Below are 16,103 nucleotides of genomic sequence, written 5' to 3'. Positions count from 1 at the left end.
GCCGCCCGTCAACCAAATCAGATATATGCGTTGGGTAGGGTAAACATCAAGTGAACCGTGGCGGCGTTCGGCGCGCGAAGCGTCAATTCGCCTTGCCGGCGCGCCCGCATGCCGGACGGCCAGCGATTGGTTCTGGACAGGTCACGGATCGGATGGCACTTTCACGGCATGACCAGACCCTGCCCGTGGTGGATGCACCCTTGATGAGCGTCGCCGACGATTTCGCCGGCGTCGTGCCCTTCCAGACACGGCGTCCCCTTCAGCAGAGCGTCCCCTTCATCTTCAATTCGCCGCATAGCGGGCGCAGCTATCCCGAGCGCTTCCTGGCCCTGTCGCGGCTCGACGGCCAGGCGATCCGCCGCTCGGAGGATTGTTATGTCGAGGAACTGTTCGCCGCCGCGGTCACCTTCGGCGCGCCGCTGCTTTCGGCCAATTTTCCGCGCGCCTATCTCGACGTCAACCGCGAGCCGTGGGAACTCGACCCGCGCATGTTCTCGGAAACCCTGCCGAGCTACGCCAATATCCGTTCCCCACGCGTGGCGGGCGGGCTTGGCACGGTGCCCAGGATCGTCGGCGAGGGCCAGGAGATCTATGCCGGCAAGTTGCCCTTTGGCGAGGCGCGCCAACGGGTCGAGGCGTTCTACAAACCCTACCACGCCTGTCTCGGGCGACTGCTGGCCGAAACGCAGGCCGCTTTCGGGCTGGCCGTGCTGATCGACTGCCATTCCATGCCGGCCAGCATCCGTGTCGGCGAGGCCGGGCTGCGGCCCGACTTCATCATCGGCGATCGCTTCAACACCTCCGCCTCCGCGGCACTCAGCGAGGCCGCGATCGGCATCCTGGTTTCGCTCGGCTACACCGTCGCCCACAACAAGCCCTATGCGGGCGGCTTCATCACCGAACATTATGGCCGGCCGGCGCGCGGGCTGCATGCCTTGCAGATCGAGGTCAATCGCGGGCTCTACATGAACGAGCGCAGCTATCGCAAGTCGCGCGGCTTCCTGCCGCTCGCCGACGACATGGCCCGGTTCGTGGAGCGTTTGATCGCGGCGGCCGGCTTCGGCAAGCCGGCGATGCCCCTGGCAGCCGAATGAGGCTGCAACGGCACAAAAAAAGACCGCATCGCGAAGACGACGCGGTCCAAGTCTAGGGAGGAAACGCCCAAAAAGGGCAAGAACGGACGAACCGTTCACCAAAAGCGTATTGTGCAATGCACAAAAGTCAAGCGCCGGCGGTGGAAAACCCGAATTTCGTCGTCTGGTAGGGCCAGATTGCCAATTATATGTGGCAAATTTGCAACAAAGTGAGGTTTGAATGGCAACGGCTGACTTGTTGCGGCGAATCGCGGCCGCGGCGGCCGAGCAGACGCTGCCGCGTTTTCGCGGCGCCGGCGTGGTATCCAACAAGCAGGAGGCCGGCTTCGATCCGGTGACGGAAGCCGACCGCGAGGCGGAACGCGCGATCCGCGCGATCATCCGGGCGGAATTTCCCGATGACGGCATTGTCGGCGAAGAACACGGGGTTGAGAACCCGGATGCGCGCCGTGTGTGGGTGATCGACCCGATCGACGGCACGCGCGCCTTTATTTCCGGCGTTCCGCTGTGGGGGACGCTGGTTGGCTTGATCGAGGACGGCAAGGCTGTGGCCGGGCTGATGTCGCAGCCCTTTATCGGCGAGCTTTTTTACGCCACCAAGCAAGGGTCCTTCTACGAGGGACCCGGCGGGGCGCGGCCGCTGGCCACGCGTGCGACGACGTCGCTTGCCGAGGCGAGCCTGTTCACGACGACGCCGGCGCTGTTTCAGGGCGCGCTGCGCGCCCGCTACGATCGTCTGGAGGACGCCGTCAGATTGCCGCGCTACGGCACCGATTGTTATGCCTTCGCGATGGTGGCGGCCGGCCACGCCGACATCGCGGTGGAGGCGGGGCTGCAATCCTACGACATCGCCGGCCTGGTCGCGCTGATCGAGCGGGCGGGCGGGGTGGTGACCACATGGCAGGGCGAACGGCCGGAAGGCGGCGGCGACATTGTCGCGGCGGCGACGCCGGCGTTGCATCGCGCGGTGCTCGACCTCGTCGGCGACTGATCCGGGGCGGATCCGGGCGGCCGCTTTTCGTCAGGCGATCGCGGTGTCGGTGCCGGGCACGAAGGCGGCGAAGGCGGCCAGCAACTGCTCGCGATAGATGTCGGCTTCCTGCAGCAATTCGTGGCGGGCTCCGTCGATCGTCAGCAGCGAGGCGGCGCGCAGCCCGGTCGCGTAACGCTCGATGGCGCGGGTCGACACCACCATGTCGGCGCCGGCGGCGACGAACAGCGTCGGCACCTGGATGCGGGCGGCGAAGGCCGGATCCGTCACCTTTTCGATGGCGCGGCAGGCCGCGCGCACCCAGCCGGCGGTCGGGCCGCCAAGCGCCAGCTGCGGGAAGCGCTCGTAAAGCGCGATATTGCGCTGGTAGCGGGCGAAATCCGTGGTCAGCTTGTTGGTGGCGAACGGGGGTGGGACCGCGGGGCGGCGGCCCCAGCCCAGATAGATCGTGCCCAGGCCGAGCGCGTAAAACAGCGAGCTGATCCGGCGCAGGCCGGTCACCGAGGCGTTGCGGCCCTCGAAGGCGAGCAGCGGTGCCGACAGCACCATGCGCCGGACCCGGTTGGTCAGGCTCGGCGCGGCGAGCAGCGCCACCAACGCGCCGGTCGAATGAGCGAGAATATAGAACGGGCCGCGGCAGTCGGGCAGGGCAATGTCGGTGAAGAACCGGTCGAGATCGGCCACATAGTCGTCGAAACTGTCGACGTGGCCGCGTTGCGGATCGCGTGTGAGGCGCTCGGAGCCGCCCTGGCCGCGCCAGTCCATCACCGCCGAGCCGAGGCCGAGCTTCGACAGATCGCCGATGGTCTCGAAATATTTCTCGATGCACTCGTTGCGGCCCGTCAGGATGATCACCGTGCCCTTCAAAGGCCGGACCTGGGCGGGGAAGAGCGCGTAACGCAGCCGCTTGCCGTCCCGGCTATCGAAAAATCCCGCGCGCGCACGGTCCGGGACCCGATTGCCCGGGATCTCGTGAAGCACAGCCGTGGTTTCGTCTTCGACCGGCATGTCGGCGCGCAGGTTCATGGCTCGGTGATACGGAGCGACTGGAACAAAAGCAAAGAAAATCAGAGGTGATCGGGGCGTGGGACTGTCGAACGGTCAAGGCCGGAGGCGCTGCCAGCAGCCTCCGGCCTCTGTCGATCCGGGAGGAAGGGACGTTACACCCGGACCGAGCTGGTGCGGGGCGGTATCCGGCCCCGATCTGTGGTCACGACACTAGCGCGGCGAAGATGAACTCAGGCCGAAACCGCGGTTCATGTCCGGTTCAGCAACAAAACCGGCCGCCGGGAGCCTCTTGAACCGGGTTTTCGCCCTTCCCAAATAAGCACTGCGGCCGCCGTCGGATCGGGGTCGCTGGCGTCACGGAAATGCCGTTTCGGATTTTCGGGAAAACGCCAAACGCAAACTTGTTGCTCAACAGGAGAACACATCATGCGTCACGTTGATTTTTCGCCGCTCTATCGTTCGACCGTCGGCTTCGACCGTCTTTTCACCATGCTGGATTCGCTGGCCCAGCCCGATAACGGCCAGACCTATCCGCCCTACAATATCGAGCGCACCGGTGAAGACGCCTACCGGATCTCGATGGCGGTCGCCGGTTTCGCCGACACCGACATTGCGATCGAGGCGCACCGCAACGTACTGACCATCAAGGGCGAGAAGACCGACACCGATGGCGACGACAGCGCCGAGCTGCTTTATCGCGGCATCGCCTCGCGTGCCTTCGAGCGCCGTTTCCAGCTTGCCGACCATGTCGAGGTGACCGGCGCCGAACTCAAGAACGGCCTGCTTCATATCGACCTGAAGCGCAACATTCCCGAGGAGATGAAACCGCGCAAGATCGCGATCTCCGCGGCCAATGGCGCCAAGTCGAAGCAGATCGAGGCCGACGTCGCCAAATAAGGCGTGTGGCCCGACAATTGTCGGAACGATCCGTGGCGGCGCTGCCAGCGCCGCCATTTTTTATGGCCGCGTGTCTTGAAGACCGCGTGCGATCAGCTCCGTCGCGGGCGCGCCAGCAGGTGATCGAGCGACAGTCTGCCTGCGCCGTGGACGACGATGACCACGAGAACGAACACCCATAAAAGCCGCTGATCCCAGATGATCGCATCGGGCATGCGGTCGAACATCGCGCCGATCGATTTGGCGTCGAGGCCGTGCTGGGTGACGTCGACATAGCTCTGGACGATGACGAAAAAGATCATGCCGAGGGCGGCAAGCCTGCTGAACAGGCCAACGACGATCAAGAGCGGCAGGACGAATTCCGTCCAGGTGCCGAGATAGACGATGACGTCATAAGGCCAGGCGAGCGCGTTTTCGTCATAACCGTTCGCCTCCATCACCTTGGGCAGGATCGAGACATAGGCCCCCGACGAGGGGCTGAGAAAGCCGAAAACCCCGTCGGAGAATTTTCCCCAGGACGAATTGAGGTAATAGAGCAAAAGCACGCTGGCGAAGACGACGCGGGCCGCAAGGCCGGTGAACCATCCAGCCAGTGCGGCTTGGAGGCCGGAAAAAACCGTGTCGTGCAGGCGTATCACCGCGCCGAGCGGCCCGGCCGGCTTGTTAGTGCGCTCATCGCTGTTGTCATCCATGATGTCGTTCCGTTTGCTGGTTCCGGGCGACGTCATGCGTCGGGAACAAGAATATCGGCGAAAGCGCCGGCCTCCATCATGCCGGCAATGTTGGCGCCAAGATCGAAAAGCGGCTCGGCCTCGCTCGCTTTCGCGGCCGCCTCGCCGAGCGGTTTTCCGGCGCAAAGCAGCATCAGAAAGGCCGCGCCGCCGGGCGGCAGCCTGCGCACGAAAACCTCCAGCGCCGGCCGGGTGACGAGCGCGTCCTCGCCGTCGCGCTCCAGGATCTTGCCGACAGGACCGCTGGCGCGGTTGGCGGCGAAGATCGTCACGGCGGGATAGGCGGAACGCACAATCCGCGTGGCGGGATGCGGTTGGAATCGCAATGCCGGTAGGATGTCTTGTGGAACGCCCGCCAGCTTTTCGGGCGCCAGCGGGGCGCGGTCGGCGGCATGGTAGGCGTCGAGCCAGGCCCGTTCGACGCGGGCGACGTCCCCCAGCCAGGGTAGCGGGCGCGTATGGTCGAAACCGTCGATGAAGGCGGCGAAGCCGTGGCCGTAATCGAACAGCAGCGGCGAGCGCGGCGGTTCGCGGCGCACGTAGAGGCGCGCCATGTCGCGAAAGAAGGCCTCCCCGACAATACGTCTTACGGCGGGAAACGTGTCGGCGAGCGCGTCGATGAGGGAGACGGTGACGTTGTTGCGATAGACGTTGTAACGCACGTCGCCGGCCTTGGCGCCCGGTCCGGCGACGCCGGGCGGCGTCGGCCTGTCGGGGTCGAGAAGCGGTGCCGCGAACGGGCCGGCGAAGGCCGCGCCGGCGGGGTTATTCGGCTGCGGCATGGTGGACGTCCCGCGCGCTGGCGGCGGCATGGCGATCGAGAACGGCCTGGGCGGCGTCGGCCTCGGCCTTGAGCACCGGCCAGTCGGGAATGTCGCCGTCCCATTCGACCAGGGTCGGGATGGTTCCGGCCCGTTCGACGACAATGTCGAAGAGTTTCCAGACCGCGTCCGAGACGGGGCCGTCATGGCTGTCGATCAGCAGCGGCTCGCCCTCGTCGTCGCTCTGCGCGCGATGGCCGGCGAGATGGATCTCGCCGACATGGTCGAGAGGGAAGTCGGCCAGATAGTCGAGTGCCGAAAACCCGTGATTGGTGGCGGACACGAAAACGTTGTTGACGTCGAGCAGCAGGCCGCAACCGGTGCGCTTGACGATTTCGCGGATGAACCCGGTCTCGTCGTAGTCGAATTGCGCGAACACCAGATAGGTCGAAGGGTTTTCCAGCAGCAGTCGCCGCCCGATCGCGGCCTGCACCTGGTCGATGTGCTCGCACACATGGCGCAGCGTGTCGTCGGTATAGGGCAGCGGCAGGAGGTCGTTGTAGAAAATATCGTCGTGGGTCGACCAGGCGAGATGTTCGGAAACGATCGCCGGTTCGTAGCGCTCGACCAGCGCTTTGAAGCGGGCGAGGTGGGTCGCGTCGAGCGGCTGCGGCGCGCCGATCGACATGCACACGCCATGCAGCAGAACCGGATAGTCACGCCTGATGCGGGCCAGAGCCGCATGCGGCGGGCCGCCGGCGCCCATGTAGTTTTCCGCGTGGACCTCGAAAAAGCCGACCTGGTCGCGCCCGGCAAGGATCGCGTCGAGATGGGTGTGTTTGAGGCTGGCGCCGGCGCGGCCGGACACGGGGCGCGCCGGGAAGCGAGCGTGTGCGTCATTGGCATGCGACATGGCGGAGCCTTTCAAAACGGCGGTCATGCGAACACGATGGCGTTTCGGCGACGCGCCATCGTGTTCGAAATGCGGGTCCGGCACGGGCTTCTTCGGGCTGCCGGACCCTGTCTTCGGCCGGTTCTCAGGACGGCAGGTCGCGCTCGAGCGGCTCAAGCGACCCCATGCGCTCGCCCGGCAGTTCCATCGTCGCGCAGGTGCCGGCGTCGACCAGTTTCCAGGAATTGCCCTGATAGTCGACGCTCGAGGTGCCCTTGCAGGTGGTGCCGGGACCGGCGGCGCAATCGTTCTGGCCGGCCATGGCGACGCCGTAGCATTTTTCCTTCTCCTGAGCCTGGGCCGCAGTCGTGGTCATGGCACCGGCCGCAACGGCGCCGGCCACGGCGCTGGCCAGGTAGGCGGCGCCAATCATGGTTTTGGTCGACATGGTGTTCTCCTCTCGGTTGCAAGAATTCCGGCCGGCTCAAGCCGGCAAGACACCATTTCAAATGCGCCGCTCACATGGAAATAAAGCCGCCGAGAGCAATCATCACGCCGCGCTGACGAGAGTGTTACCGAACGGTAATGTCGAAATTGTCGCGCCGATTCATGCGATCAGACCGGAGAAGCGGTCGATTTCTTCGGCGGTGGTGGCGAAACCGGTGACGAAGCGGCAGATGCGCTCGTCCATGGCCATGATGCCCTGGAATCCCTCGGGCGCGCTCCAGTCGTAGAAGGCGACGCCGGCGTCGGTCAATTGCTTGGCCGTGGCGCCGGCCATGACGGCGAAGACTTCGTTGGCCTGCGGCTCCCAGGCGAGCCGGGCCGATCCCGAGCGTTTGACGCATTCTGCCAGGCGGGCCGCCATGGCGTTGGCGTGGCGGGCGTTGTCGAGCCACAGGTCGTCGTCGAAATAGGCCTGGAACTGGGCCGCCACGAAGCGCGATTTGGACAGCAACTGCGCGGCGCGCTTGTGCAGGAAGGCAAATTCGCCGGCCTGTGCGGGATCGAACAGCACCACCGCCTCCGCGCACCAGCAGCCGTTCTTGGTGCCGCCGAAGGACAACAGGTCGACGCCGCGCTTCCAGGTCATCTCGGCCGGAGACAGGTCGAGCGACACCAGCGCATTGGTGAAGCGGGCACCGTCCATATGCACGGCCAGTCCATGCCGCTTGGCGACCGCGGTAATGGCGTCGAGCTCGTCGGGCGCATAAACCGTGCCGATCTCGCTCGCCTGAGTCACCGACACCGCGACCGGTCGTCCGGCATGCAGGAATTCCGGCGGGTAGCGCCGGATCGCGGCCTCCAGCGCCTGCGGGTCGATGCGGCCGAGCGGGCCGCCGACGCGGGCAAGGCGGGTGCCGCCGCTCAGATACTCAGTGGCGCCGGCTTCGTCCTCGACCAGATGCGCCTCGGCGTGGCAGAAGGCGACGCCGCCGGGGCGGGACGCGCTGGCCAGCGACAGCGCGTTGGCCGCCGTTCCGGTGGAAACGAAGAAGACGGCCACATCCTTGTCGAAAATCTCGCAGAAGCGGCGGCGGACCGCGTGGTCCAGGTCGCTGTCGCCATAGGCGTGGGCGTGGCCGCCGGCATGATCGGCGAGCGCCTGGGCAATCGCCGGATGGGCGCCGGCCCAGTTGTCAGAAGCAAAGATCATCGCTGTGTCCGAAATGAGCTGAAGGAGGCCGGACTGTGCCCGCTTTCGTCACCGGGCTTCAAGGGGCCTGCGCCACATAACACCCGCCTCCGGTCCGCGACCAGCCCGCCCGATGCGACAAAAACCGGCCAGTCGTGAAATTATGTTTCTGCATGCGTTCGCCAGGAATAATTTTGTTGCGATTCTGTGCGAAAAAGATCGTGATCCGGTCTTGTGTGCGGTATTCAATTCTGTCATTGTGCAATTAGGACAGTACTGCTGTCTTATTTATCCGGGAAATTCGGGCCGGGGCTGGCGTGATGCGCCGGCTCTGGCGTGTGCGCCGGACAACAGCGACCTGGGATGCTCGCGGCCTGTGAAGCCGAGCCTGACAGGTCACCCTCGTGGAGCAATGTGCACGAGGTGGACGTGCTGATAAAATGGGCGTCCGCGATATCAAGGCACCCCGGAAATTGGGGGTATATGGAGGAAGGACGATGACGGATTCGACGCCATCAGCGACGCAGCCCTGCCCGGCCGCCGGGCGCGATGCGCGAGCCGCCAAACGTGCCGATTTGCCGATGACCGGCGGGTTGCCGGAGGCGCGCGGGCTTTACGATCCGCGCAACGAGCATGATGCGTGCGGCGTCGGCTTCATCGCCGACATGAAGAACCGCAAGTCGCACCAGATCGTGCTCGACGGGCTCGCCATGCTCGAAAACCTGACCCACCGCGGCGCGGTCGGCGCCGACCCGCTGATGGGCGACGGCGCGGGCGTGCTGGTGCAGATCCCGGACCGGTTCTTCCGTGAGGAGATGGCCGAAAAGGGCATCGAGCTGCCGCCGCCGGGCCATTATGCGGTCGGCCACATTTTCATGCCGCGCGACCGCGACCTGCGCGCCCATATCGAGCAGGTGTTCGCCGAGGTGGCGCAGGCCGAGGGCCAGCCGCTGATCGGCTTCCGCGACGTGCCGGTCGACAATGCCTCGCTGTCGAAGGCGCCGCATATCGCGGCGTCGGAACCGGTGCATCTGCAGGTCTTCATCGGCCGCAACCCGGCGATCGAATCCGACGAGGACTACGAGCGGCGCCTCTATATCCTGCGCAAGGCGGTGTCTGCGCGCATTTTCGAGGAAACCGGCGGGCGCGACAACAGCTCCTACACCGTGTCACTGTCTTCGCGCACGATCGTCTACAAGGGCATGTTCCTGGCCTATCAGGTCGGCGCCTATTACAAGGACCTGCTCGATCCGCGCTTCGAATCGGCGCTGATCCTGGTGCACCAGCGCTTTTCGACCAACACGTTCCCGTCTTGGAAGCTCGCCCATCCCTACCGAATGGTCGCCCATAATGGCGAAATCAACACGCTGCGCGGCAATGTCAACTGGATGGCGGCGCGCCAGGCCTCGGTCGATTCGGAGCTGTTTGGCAACGACATCTCCAAGCTGTGGCCGATCTCCTATGAAGGCCAGTCGGACACGGCCTGTTTCGACAATGCGCTCGAATTCCTGTGGCAGGGCGGATATTCGCTCGCTCACGCCATGATGATGCTGATCCCGGAAGCCTGGGCCGGCAACAAGCTGATGGGCGAGGATCGCAAGGCATTCTACGAATACCACGCTGCGCTGATGGAGCCGTGGGACGGGCCGGCCGCGGTAGCCTTCACCGACGGGCGCCAGATCGGCGCGACGCTCGATCGCAACGGCCTGCGCCCGGCGCGCTACATCGTCACCGACGACGATCGCGTGATCATGGCCTCGGAAGCCGGCGTGCTGCCGGTCGACGAGGACAAGATCGTCAAGAAATGGCGTCTGCAGCCCGGCCGGATGCTGCTGATCGACCTGGAAAAGGGGCGCATCGTTTCCGACGAGGAGATCAAGTCGGAGATCGCCGGCAAGCATCCCTACCGGCGGTGGCTCGATTCCACCCAGCTCATCCTGGAAGAGCTGAAGCCGGTGGAGCCGCGGGAACTGCGCCGCGACGTGTCGCTGCTCGACCGCCAGCAGGCGTTCGGCTACACGCAGGAAGACCTCAAGCTGCTGATGGCGCCGATGGCCACGACCGGCCAGGAGGCGATCGGGTCGATGGGCACCGACACGCCGATCGCCGCCATGTCGGGCCGCACCAAGCTGCTCTACGAATATTTCAAGCAGAACTTCGCGCAGGTCACCAATCCGCCGATCGACCCGATCCGCGAGGAACTGGTGATGAGCCTGGTCTCCTTCATCGGACCGCGCCCGAATATTTTCGATCTGGTCGGCTCGTCGCGCAAGAAGCGCCTGGAGGTGCGCCAGCCGATCCTGACCAATGGCGATCTTGAAAAGATCCGCTCCATCGGCCACACCGAGGACCGGTTTGACACCAAGACGATCGACATCACCTATTCCGCCACCGAGGGCGCGGAAGGCATGGAGGCGGCGGTCGAGCGCCTGTGCGAGCGCGCCGAGGCGGCCGTGGCCGGCGGCTACAACATCATCGTCCTTTCCGACCGCCAGATCGGTCCCGACAGGATCGACATTCCCACGCTCTTGGCCACCGCGGCGGTGCACCATCACCTGATCCGCAAGGGCCTGCGCACGGCCGTCGGGCTGGTGGTCGAATCGGGCGAACCGCGCGAGGTGCATCATTTCTGTTGCCTGGCGGGTTACGGCGCCGAGGCGATCAACCCCTATCTCGCCTTTGACACGCTGATCGAGATGCACCGGCGCGGCGAGTTCCCGCCCGAGGTCGACGCGCAGGAAATCGTCACGCGCTACATCAAGTCGATCGGCAAGGGCATTCTGAAGGTCATGTCCAAGATGGGCATCTCGACCTACCAGTCCTATTGCGGAGCGCAGATCTTCGATGCGGTCGGGCTGAAGAAGGCGTTCGTCGAGCGCTATTTCACCGGTACGGCGACCACGATCGAGGGCGTCGGTCTCGAGGAGGTCGCGGCCGAGACGGTCGAGCGCCACGTCGCCGCCTTCAGCAACGATCCGGTGCTGCGCAACGCGCTCGATGTGGGTGGCGAATATATGTACCGCATCCGCGGCGAGGAGCATGTGTGGACGCCGGACGCGGTGGCGAGCCTCCAGCATGCGGTGCGCAAGGGCTCGTTCGACACCTACAAGGACTATGCCGAACAGATCGACATGGCGTCCGGGCGGACCAAGACGATCCGCGGGCTGTTTCACATCCGCACCGCGGCGGAGATGGGGCGCAAGCCTGTGCCGCTCGACGAGGTCGAGCCGGTCGCCGAGATCGTGAAGCGGTTTTCGACCGGCGCGATGTCGTTCGGCTCGATCAGCCGCGAGGCGCACACGACGCTGGCGCGCGCGATGAACACGCTCGGCGGCAAGTCGAACACCGGCGAGGGCGGCGAGGAGCCGGACCGCTATATGCCGCTGCCGGACGGTTCGTCCAATCCCGAACGCTCAGCGATCAAGCAGGTCGCGTCCGGCCGTTTCGGCGTGACGACTGAATATCTGGTCAATGCCGACATGGTTCAGATCAAGGTCGCCCAGGGCGCCAAGCCCGGCGAGGGCGGACAATTGCCGGGTCACAAGGTCGACGCCATCATCGCCAAGGTGCGCCATTCCACACCCGGCGTCGGGCTGATCTCGCCGCCGCCGCATCACGACATCTATTCGATCGAGGATTTGGCCCAGCTGATCTTCGACCTGAAAAACGTCAACCCGGCCGCCGATATCTCGGTCAAGCTGGTGTCGGAGGTCGGTGTCGGCACGGTGGCGGCGGGCGTGGCCAAGGCGCGCGCCGACCACATCACCATCGCCGGCTATGACGGCGGCACGGGCGCCTCGCCGCTGACTTCGCTGAAACATGCCGGCAGCCCGTGGGAGATGGGCTTGGCCGAGACCCACCAGACGCTGGTGCTCAACGGATTGCGCTCGCGCATCGCGCTTCAGGTCGACGGCGGCCTGCGCACCGGGCGCGACGTGATCGTCGGCGCGCTTCTGGGGGCGGACGAGTTCGGGTTCTCGACCGCGCCGCTGATCGCAGCCGGCTGCATCATGATGCGCAAGTGCCATCTCAATACGTGTCCGGTCGGCGTCGCGACCCAGGATCCGGTGCTGCGCAAGCGCTTCAAGGGCACGCCCGAACACGTCATCAACTATTTCTTCTATGTGGCCGAGGAAGTGCGCGCCCTGCTGGCGGCGATGGGCTACCGCGGGCTCAACGAGATCATCGGCGATACGGATCTGATCGAGAAACGGCCGCTGATCGAGCACTGGAAGGCACGCGGCCTCGATTTCAGCCGCGTTTTCCACAAGCCGGCGGCGCCGAAGGAGGCGACCTACTGGACCCAGCGCCAGCAGCATCCGATCGACGACGTGGTCGACCGCAAGCTGATCGCCGCGGCCGCGCCGGCGCTCGAACGCAAGGAAAAAGTCTCGATCGAAATGCCGATCCGCAATGTCGACCGGTCGACCGGCGCCATGCTGTCGGGCGAAGTCGCAAAGCGCCACGGCCACAAGGGGCTGAAGCACGAAACGATTTCGGTGCGCTTTACCGGTACGGCCGGGCAGTCGTTCGGTGCGTTCCTGGCGCGCGGCGTGGCATTCGAGCTCAATGGCGACGGCAACGACTATGTCGGCAAGGGCCTGTCGGGCGGCCGCATCGTCATCCGCCCGCCGGAGGGATCGCGGATCGTGCCGGAAAACTCGATCATCGTCGGCAACACGGTGCTCTACGGCGCGGTCGAGGGCGAGTGCTATTTCCGCGGCGTTGCCGGCGAACGGTTCGCGGTGCGCAATTCGGGCGCCGCGGCGGTGGTCGAGGGCGTCGGCGACCATGGCTGCGAATACATGACCGGCGGCGTCGTCGTCGTCATTGGCCAGACCGGGCGCAATTTCGCTGCCGGCATGTCCGGCGGCGTGGCCTATGTGCTCGACGAGGTCGGCGATTTCGCCGAGCGCTGCAACATGGCCATGGTCGAGCTCGAGCCGGTGCCTGAAGAAGACGACATGCTGGAGAAGCTGCACCATCATGGCGGCGATCTCGCGCACAAGGGCCGTGTCGACGTCTCCGGCGACATGACCCGCCACGACGAGGAGCGGCTGGTGCAGCTGATATCCAATCACATGCACTACACCGGCTCGACGCGGGCCAAGGAGATCCTCGACAACTGGGCCGATTACAGGCCGAAATTCCGCAAGGTCATGCCGGTCGAATATCGCCGCGCGCTCATCGAGATGGAGCGCATGCGCATGGGACTGGCGGCGGAGTAGGCAAAAACACGGACACCGTGCCGGCGCCGGGGCGCAAGCTCCGCGCCGCGGTGCCTTGGAGAGCGATATATGGGCAAGGTAACAGGTTTTCTGGAGATCGACCGGCAGGTTCACAAGTACCAGCCGGCTTCCGACCGCATCCGGCACTTCCGCGAGTTCACGCTGCCGATGTCGGAAAAGGAAGTCGAGAAACAGGCCGCGCGCTGCATGGATTGCGGCATTCCCTATTGCCATGGGCCGACCGGCTGTCCGGTTCACAACCAGATCCCGGACTGGAACGACCTCGTCTACAATGGCGACTGGGACACGGCGATCCGCAACCTGCACTCCACCAACAATTTTCCCGAATGGACCGGGCGCATCTGCCCGGCTCCGTGCGAGGAGGCGTGCACGCTCAATCTCGAGGACATTCCCGTCGCCATCAAGACGATCGAGCACGCGATCGCCGACAAGGCCTGGGAAACGGGCTACATGAGGCCCTATCCGGCCGAGCAGAAGACCGGCAAGAAAGTCGCCATCATCGGCTCGGGACCGGCCGGCATGGCGGCGGCCCAGCAACTCGGCCGGGTCGGTCACGACGTGCACGTCTTTGAGCGCGAGAGCCGGCCGGGCGGTCTGATGCGCTACGGCATTCCGGACTTCAAGATCGAAAAGCACCATATCGACCGGCGCGTCAGCCAGATGGAGGGCGAAGGGGTGACGTTCTTCTGCGGCGTCAATGTCGGCGTCGACAAGACCGTCGAGGAGTTGTTGGCGACCTACGACGCCGTGCTTTATTGCGGCGGGTCGGAAAATCCGCGTCCGGCCGGCATTCCCGGCAGCGATCTCGACGGCGTGCACGACGCCATGCCCTATCTGGTCCAGCAGAACCGGCGTGTCGCCGGCGAGGACATCCAGTCGTCGGCTTGGCCGTCGGAGGCGATCGTTGCCGGCGGCAAGCATGTCGTCGTCGTGGGCGGCGGCGATACGGCGTCGGATTGCGTGGGGACCGCCTTCCGCCAGGGGGCGGTGCGCGTGACCCAGCTCGACATCCGCCCGCAGCCGCCGGAGAAGGAGGACAAGCTGGCGGTGTGGCCCTATTGGGCGACGAAGATGCGCACCTCGTCGAGCCAGGCGGAAGGCGCCGAGCGCGAGTTCCAGGTCGCGACGCTGGAGTTCGTCGGTGAGGACGGGGTGCTGACCGGCGTCAAATGCGCCGCGGTCGACGAGGCGCGCAAGCCGATTGCCGGGACGGAGTTCCTGATCCGCGCCGACCTGGCCTTCATCGCCATCGGCTTTTCCGGGCCGATCGAGGGCGGCATCATGCAGGAATTGTCCGGCAAGGTGACGACCGTCGTCGATGGCCGCCGCTCGACGAACATCAAGGCAAACGACCGGGACTACCGCACCAGTCTCGACCGTTTCTTCGCAGCCGGCGACGTGCGGCGTGGGCAGTCACTGGTCGTGTGGGCGATCCGTGAGGGCCGTCAGGCCGCGCATGCGATCGACGCCTTTTTGATGGGATCGACGGTGCTGCCGCGATAATCCGTCGAAACGCGAGCCGGCCGACCGAGAAGGAATCCGATCGGCCGTTCGGCGGGTATTTCTGGCCGCCGCCAGAAGCCGGCAGCGCTTTTCGGGTCTAGTTCACCGCGCCGGCACGATCGCCGACGTTTCGTCGCGGTCCGCACCGGGTTCGGGCACCACGGCAACGGCCGGCTGGACGCGAATCGAAAAATCGTCAACCCGTCCCGGCCTGGGCTCGGGCGTTTTTCCCTCGATGGCGAGCTTTTCCGACAGGGTGACGGCCTCGCCGACTCTGGGACTGAGGCTGGCGCCCATCAGTTCGTCCGCCCCGTCCAAGCCGGGGTCGCCGAGCGCGATCGGCGGCGTGCGTTCGACGGTCGGCTGGCCGGCGGCCGGTGGGCCGATCAGGTCGGGCACGCCGAGCTCGGGAAAGACGCTGGAGGGGCCGGTACCCAATATGCGTTTCAACGGCTTTTCGGCGTAGAAGGCGATCTTGCGCCGGCCGGCCCGGGTGAAGTTGATCCCATCGCTGGCGCGCAGCCTGACCGCCTGGCCGTTGATGTCGGGGCCGGTGGCGGCATAGGCGCCGTTCTCGTCGACGAAACCCTCCCAGATGTCGACGAAGCTGCCGCCGACGGTTTCCACCGCATTGCGCTGCAGGTCGTTGAAGGCCAGCATGTCGGAGCTCATGGTGGAGAATTTGAACGCCGGCAGACCGACCCAGACGACGGGAATGCTGCGCGCGGCGAAACGCTGCGCCAACGCCTCGGCGCGGGCGGCGTATTCCGCCGTCCATTTTTCCGAACGCACGCTTTCCCGGCTTCCCTCGACCCGCATTTGCTGACGATCGTTCGAGCCGATCATAATAACGCCGACGGCCGGTTTGGTCTCATCAAGGATCGGGTCGATCTCGGCGGGCCAGTTGTAGAAATCGTCGCGCACGAAACCCGACGAGCCGTTCGATTTGTCGACAATGCGCACGGAGGGATCCTCGGCGAAGACGGTCGTCAGCCCTTCCGCCAGCCCGCCGGCGAGAAAGTCGCCGACAACGACGACGACGCGCGCGTCCTCGGCCTTTTCAACCACCTCGACGGCCGGTTGCGACGGCGCGGCCGCGCGCCGTGGCGCCGTGGCGCGTCGCGTGGTCGTGCGCTTCTTCACCTTCGGCACCTGCCGGCGCTCCGGTTGGCGGGCGCGTTCGCGTCCACCCCGGAACAGGAATTCCAGCAACGAGCGTGGCTGCTCCTGCGCAAAGGCCGTGCCGGCGAAATCGGTTATCACCGTCGCCAGGGCAATCAGCACGACCGTCAGCAGATGTGTGGCGCGCAGTCGTTTCAAAGCCCGCACGTGCATCAAGGT

General features: G+C 65.4%; 12 protein-coding genes. 5 read left to right on the top strand and 7 right to left on the bottom strand.

The annotated features are described in order from the left end of the window. Positions 1 to 152: 152 nt before the first annotated feature. A complete protein-coding gene (locus ACT2B0_RS14965; RefSeq protein WP_473458799.1) occupies positions 153 to 1,094 on the top strand; it encodes an N-formylglutamate amidohydrolase in 942 nt (313 codons plus the stop codon). A gap of 220 nt (positions 1,095 to 1,314) precedes the next feature. Then, the gene (gene hisN / locus ACT2B0_RS14960; protein ID WP_350149212.1) at positions 1,315 to 2,085 is read left to right on the top strand and encodes a histidinol-phosphatase; all 771 of its coding nucleotides are present in this window, start codon (positions 1,315 to 1,317) and stop codon (positions 2,083 to 2,085) included. 30 nt (positions 2,086 to 2,115) lie between these two features. On the opposite strand, the gene ACT2B0_RS14955 is transcribed toward hisN, so the two are convergent. Next, on the bottom strand, positions 2,116 to 3,111 hold the full coding sequence (locus tag ACT2B0_RS14955; RefSeq protein ID WP_473458797.1) for an alpha/beta fold hydrolase: 996 nt from the start codon (positions 3,109 to 3,111) through the stop codon (positions 2,116 to 2,118). A gap of 408 nt (positions 3,112 to 3,519) precedes the next feature. On the opposite strand from ACT2B0_RS14955, the gene ACT2B0_RS14950 reads away from it, so the two are divergent. Beyond that, positions 3,520 to 3,990 (top strand): Hsp20 family protein, encoded by a 471-nt coding sequence (locus tag ACT2B0_RS14950; protein WP_350149214.1) that lies wholly within the window; start codon positions 3,520 to 3,522, stop codon positions 3,988 to 3,990. A gap of 92 nt (positions 3,991 to 4,082) precedes the next feature. Here the strand turns inward: ACT2B0_RS14950 and ACT2B0_RS14945 are convergent, their stop codons facing one another. From ACT2B0_RS14945 to ACT2B0_RS14925, 5 genes are all read right to left on the bottom strand, one after another. Continuing rightward, a complete protein-coding gene (locus tag ACT2B0_RS14945; RefSeq protein WP_350149215.1) occupies positions 4,083 to 4,682 on the bottom strand; it encodes a DoxX family protein in 600 nt (199 codons plus the stop codon). 32 nt (positions 4,683 to 4,714) lie between these two features. Next, positions 4,715 to 5,503, bottom strand: a complete 789-nt coding sequence (locus ACT2B0_RS14940) for an HvfC/BufC N-terminal domain-containing protein (protein WP_473458794.1) — start codon at positions 5,501 to 5,503, stop codon at positions 4,715 to 4,717. Then, positions 5,487 to 6,395 (bottom strand): MNIO family bufferin maturase, encoded by a 909-nt coding sequence (gene bufB / locus ACT2B0_RS14935; protein WP_473458792.1) that lies wholly within the window; start codon positions 6,393 to 6,395, stop codon positions 5,487 to 5,489. The genes ACT2B0_RS14940 and bufB overlap by 17 nt, the downstream gene beginning before the upstream one ends. Positions 6,396 to 6,519: 124 nt before the next feature. Continuing rightward, a complete protein-coding gene (locus ACT2B0_RS14930) occupies positions 6,520 to 6,822 on the bottom strand; it encodes a BufA1 family periplasmic bufferin-type metallophore (protein ID WP_350149218.1) in 303 nt (100 codons plus the stop codon). Between the two features lie 159 nt (positions 6,823 to 6,981). Continuing rightward, entirely contained in the window at positions 6,982 to 8,031 is a 1,050-nt protein-coding gene (locus ACT2B0_RS14925) for a threonine aldolase family protein (protein WP_473458790.1), read from the bottom strand. Positions 8,032 to 8,507: 476 nt separating this feature from the next. Here ACT2B0_RS14925 and gltB point away from each other — a divergent pair, with 476 nt between their 5' ends. Further along, positions 8,508 to 13,238, top strand: a complete 4,731-nt coding sequence (gltB, locus tag ACT2B0_RS14920) for a glutamate synthase large subunit (RefSeq protein WP_473458788.1) — start codon at positions 8,508 to 8,510, stop codon at positions 13,236 to 13,238. Positions 13,239 to 13,307: 69 nt separating this feature from the next. After that, positions 13,308 to 14,762: a glutamate synthase subunit beta gene (locus ACT2B0_RS14915; protein ID WP_473458786.1), complete on the top strand. Its 1,455-nt coding sequence runs from the start codon at positions 13,308 to 13,310 to the stop codon at positions 14,760 to 14,762. 102 nt (positions 14,763 to 14,864) lie between these two features. On the opposite strand, the gene ACT2B0_RS14910 is transcribed toward ACT2B0_RS14915, so the two are convergent. After that, positions 14,865 to 16,097, bottom strand: a complete 1,233-nt coding sequence (locus ACT2B0_RS14910) for an SGNH/GDSL hydrolase family protein (RefSeq protein WP_473458784.1) — start codon at positions 16,095 to 16,097, stop codon at positions 14,865 to 14,867. Positions 16,098 to 16,103: the final 6 nt, after the last annotated feature.

Source organism: Nitratireductor sp. J20-h4 (assembly GCF_056780505.1).
The sequence above is the reverse complement of the archived record's forward strand: the minus strand, read 5'-3'. Positions and strand labels throughout refer to the sequence as shown.

Excerpts from the sequence above, each read along its gene's own strand:
- ACT2B0_RS14950 (WP_350149214.1), top strand. The coding sequence starts at position 3,520 with ATGCGTCACGTTGATTTTTCGCCGCTCTATCGTTCGACCGTCGGCTTC.
- ACT2B0_RS14945 (WP_350149215.1), bottom strand. The coding sequence starts at position 4,682 with ATGGATGACAACAGCGATGAGCGCACTAACAAGCCGGCCGGGCCGCTC.
- hisN (WP_350149212.1), top strand. The coding sequence starts at position 1,315 with ATGGCAACGGCTGACTTGTTGCGGCGAATCGCGGCCGCGGCGGCCGAG.
- gltB (WP_473458788.1), top strand. The coding sequence starts at position 8,508 with ATGACGGATTCGACGCCATCAGCGACGCAGCCCTGCCCGGCCGCCGGG.
- ACT2B0_RS14955 (WP_473458797.1), bottom strand. The coding sequence starts at position 3,111 with ATGAACCTGCGCGCCGACATGCCGGTCGAAGACGAAACCACGGCTGTG.
- ACT2B0_RS14910 (WP_473458784.1), bottom strand. The coding sequence starts at position 16,097 with ATGCACGTGCGGGCTTTGAAACGACTGCGCGCCACACATCTGCTGACG.
- ACT2B0_RS14930 (WP_350149218.1), bottom strand. The coding sequence starts at position 6,822 with ATGTCGACCAAAACCATGATTGGCGCCGCCTACCTGGCCAGCGCCGTG.
- ACT2B0_RS14925 (WP_473458790.1), bottom strand. The coding sequence starts at position 8,031 with ATGATCTTTGCTTCTGACAACTGGGCCGGCGCCCATCCGGCGATTGCC.
- ACT2B0_RS14965 (WP_473458799.1), top strand. The coding sequence starts at position 153 with ATGGCACTTTCACGGCATGACCAGACCCTGCCCGTGGTGGATGCACCC.
- ACT2B0_RS14940 (WP_473458794.1), bottom strand. The coding sequence starts at position 5,503 with ATGCCGCAGCCGAATAACCCCGCCGGCGCGGCCTTCGCCGGCCCGTTC.
- ACT2B0_RS14915 (WP_473458786.1), top strand. The coding sequence starts at position 13,308 with ATGGGCAAGGTAACAGGTTTTCTGGAGATCGACCGGCAGGTTCACAAG.
- bufB (WP_473458792.1), bottom strand. The coding sequence starts at position 6,395 with ATGTCGCATGCCAATGACGCACACGCTCGCTTCCCGGCGCGCCCCGTG.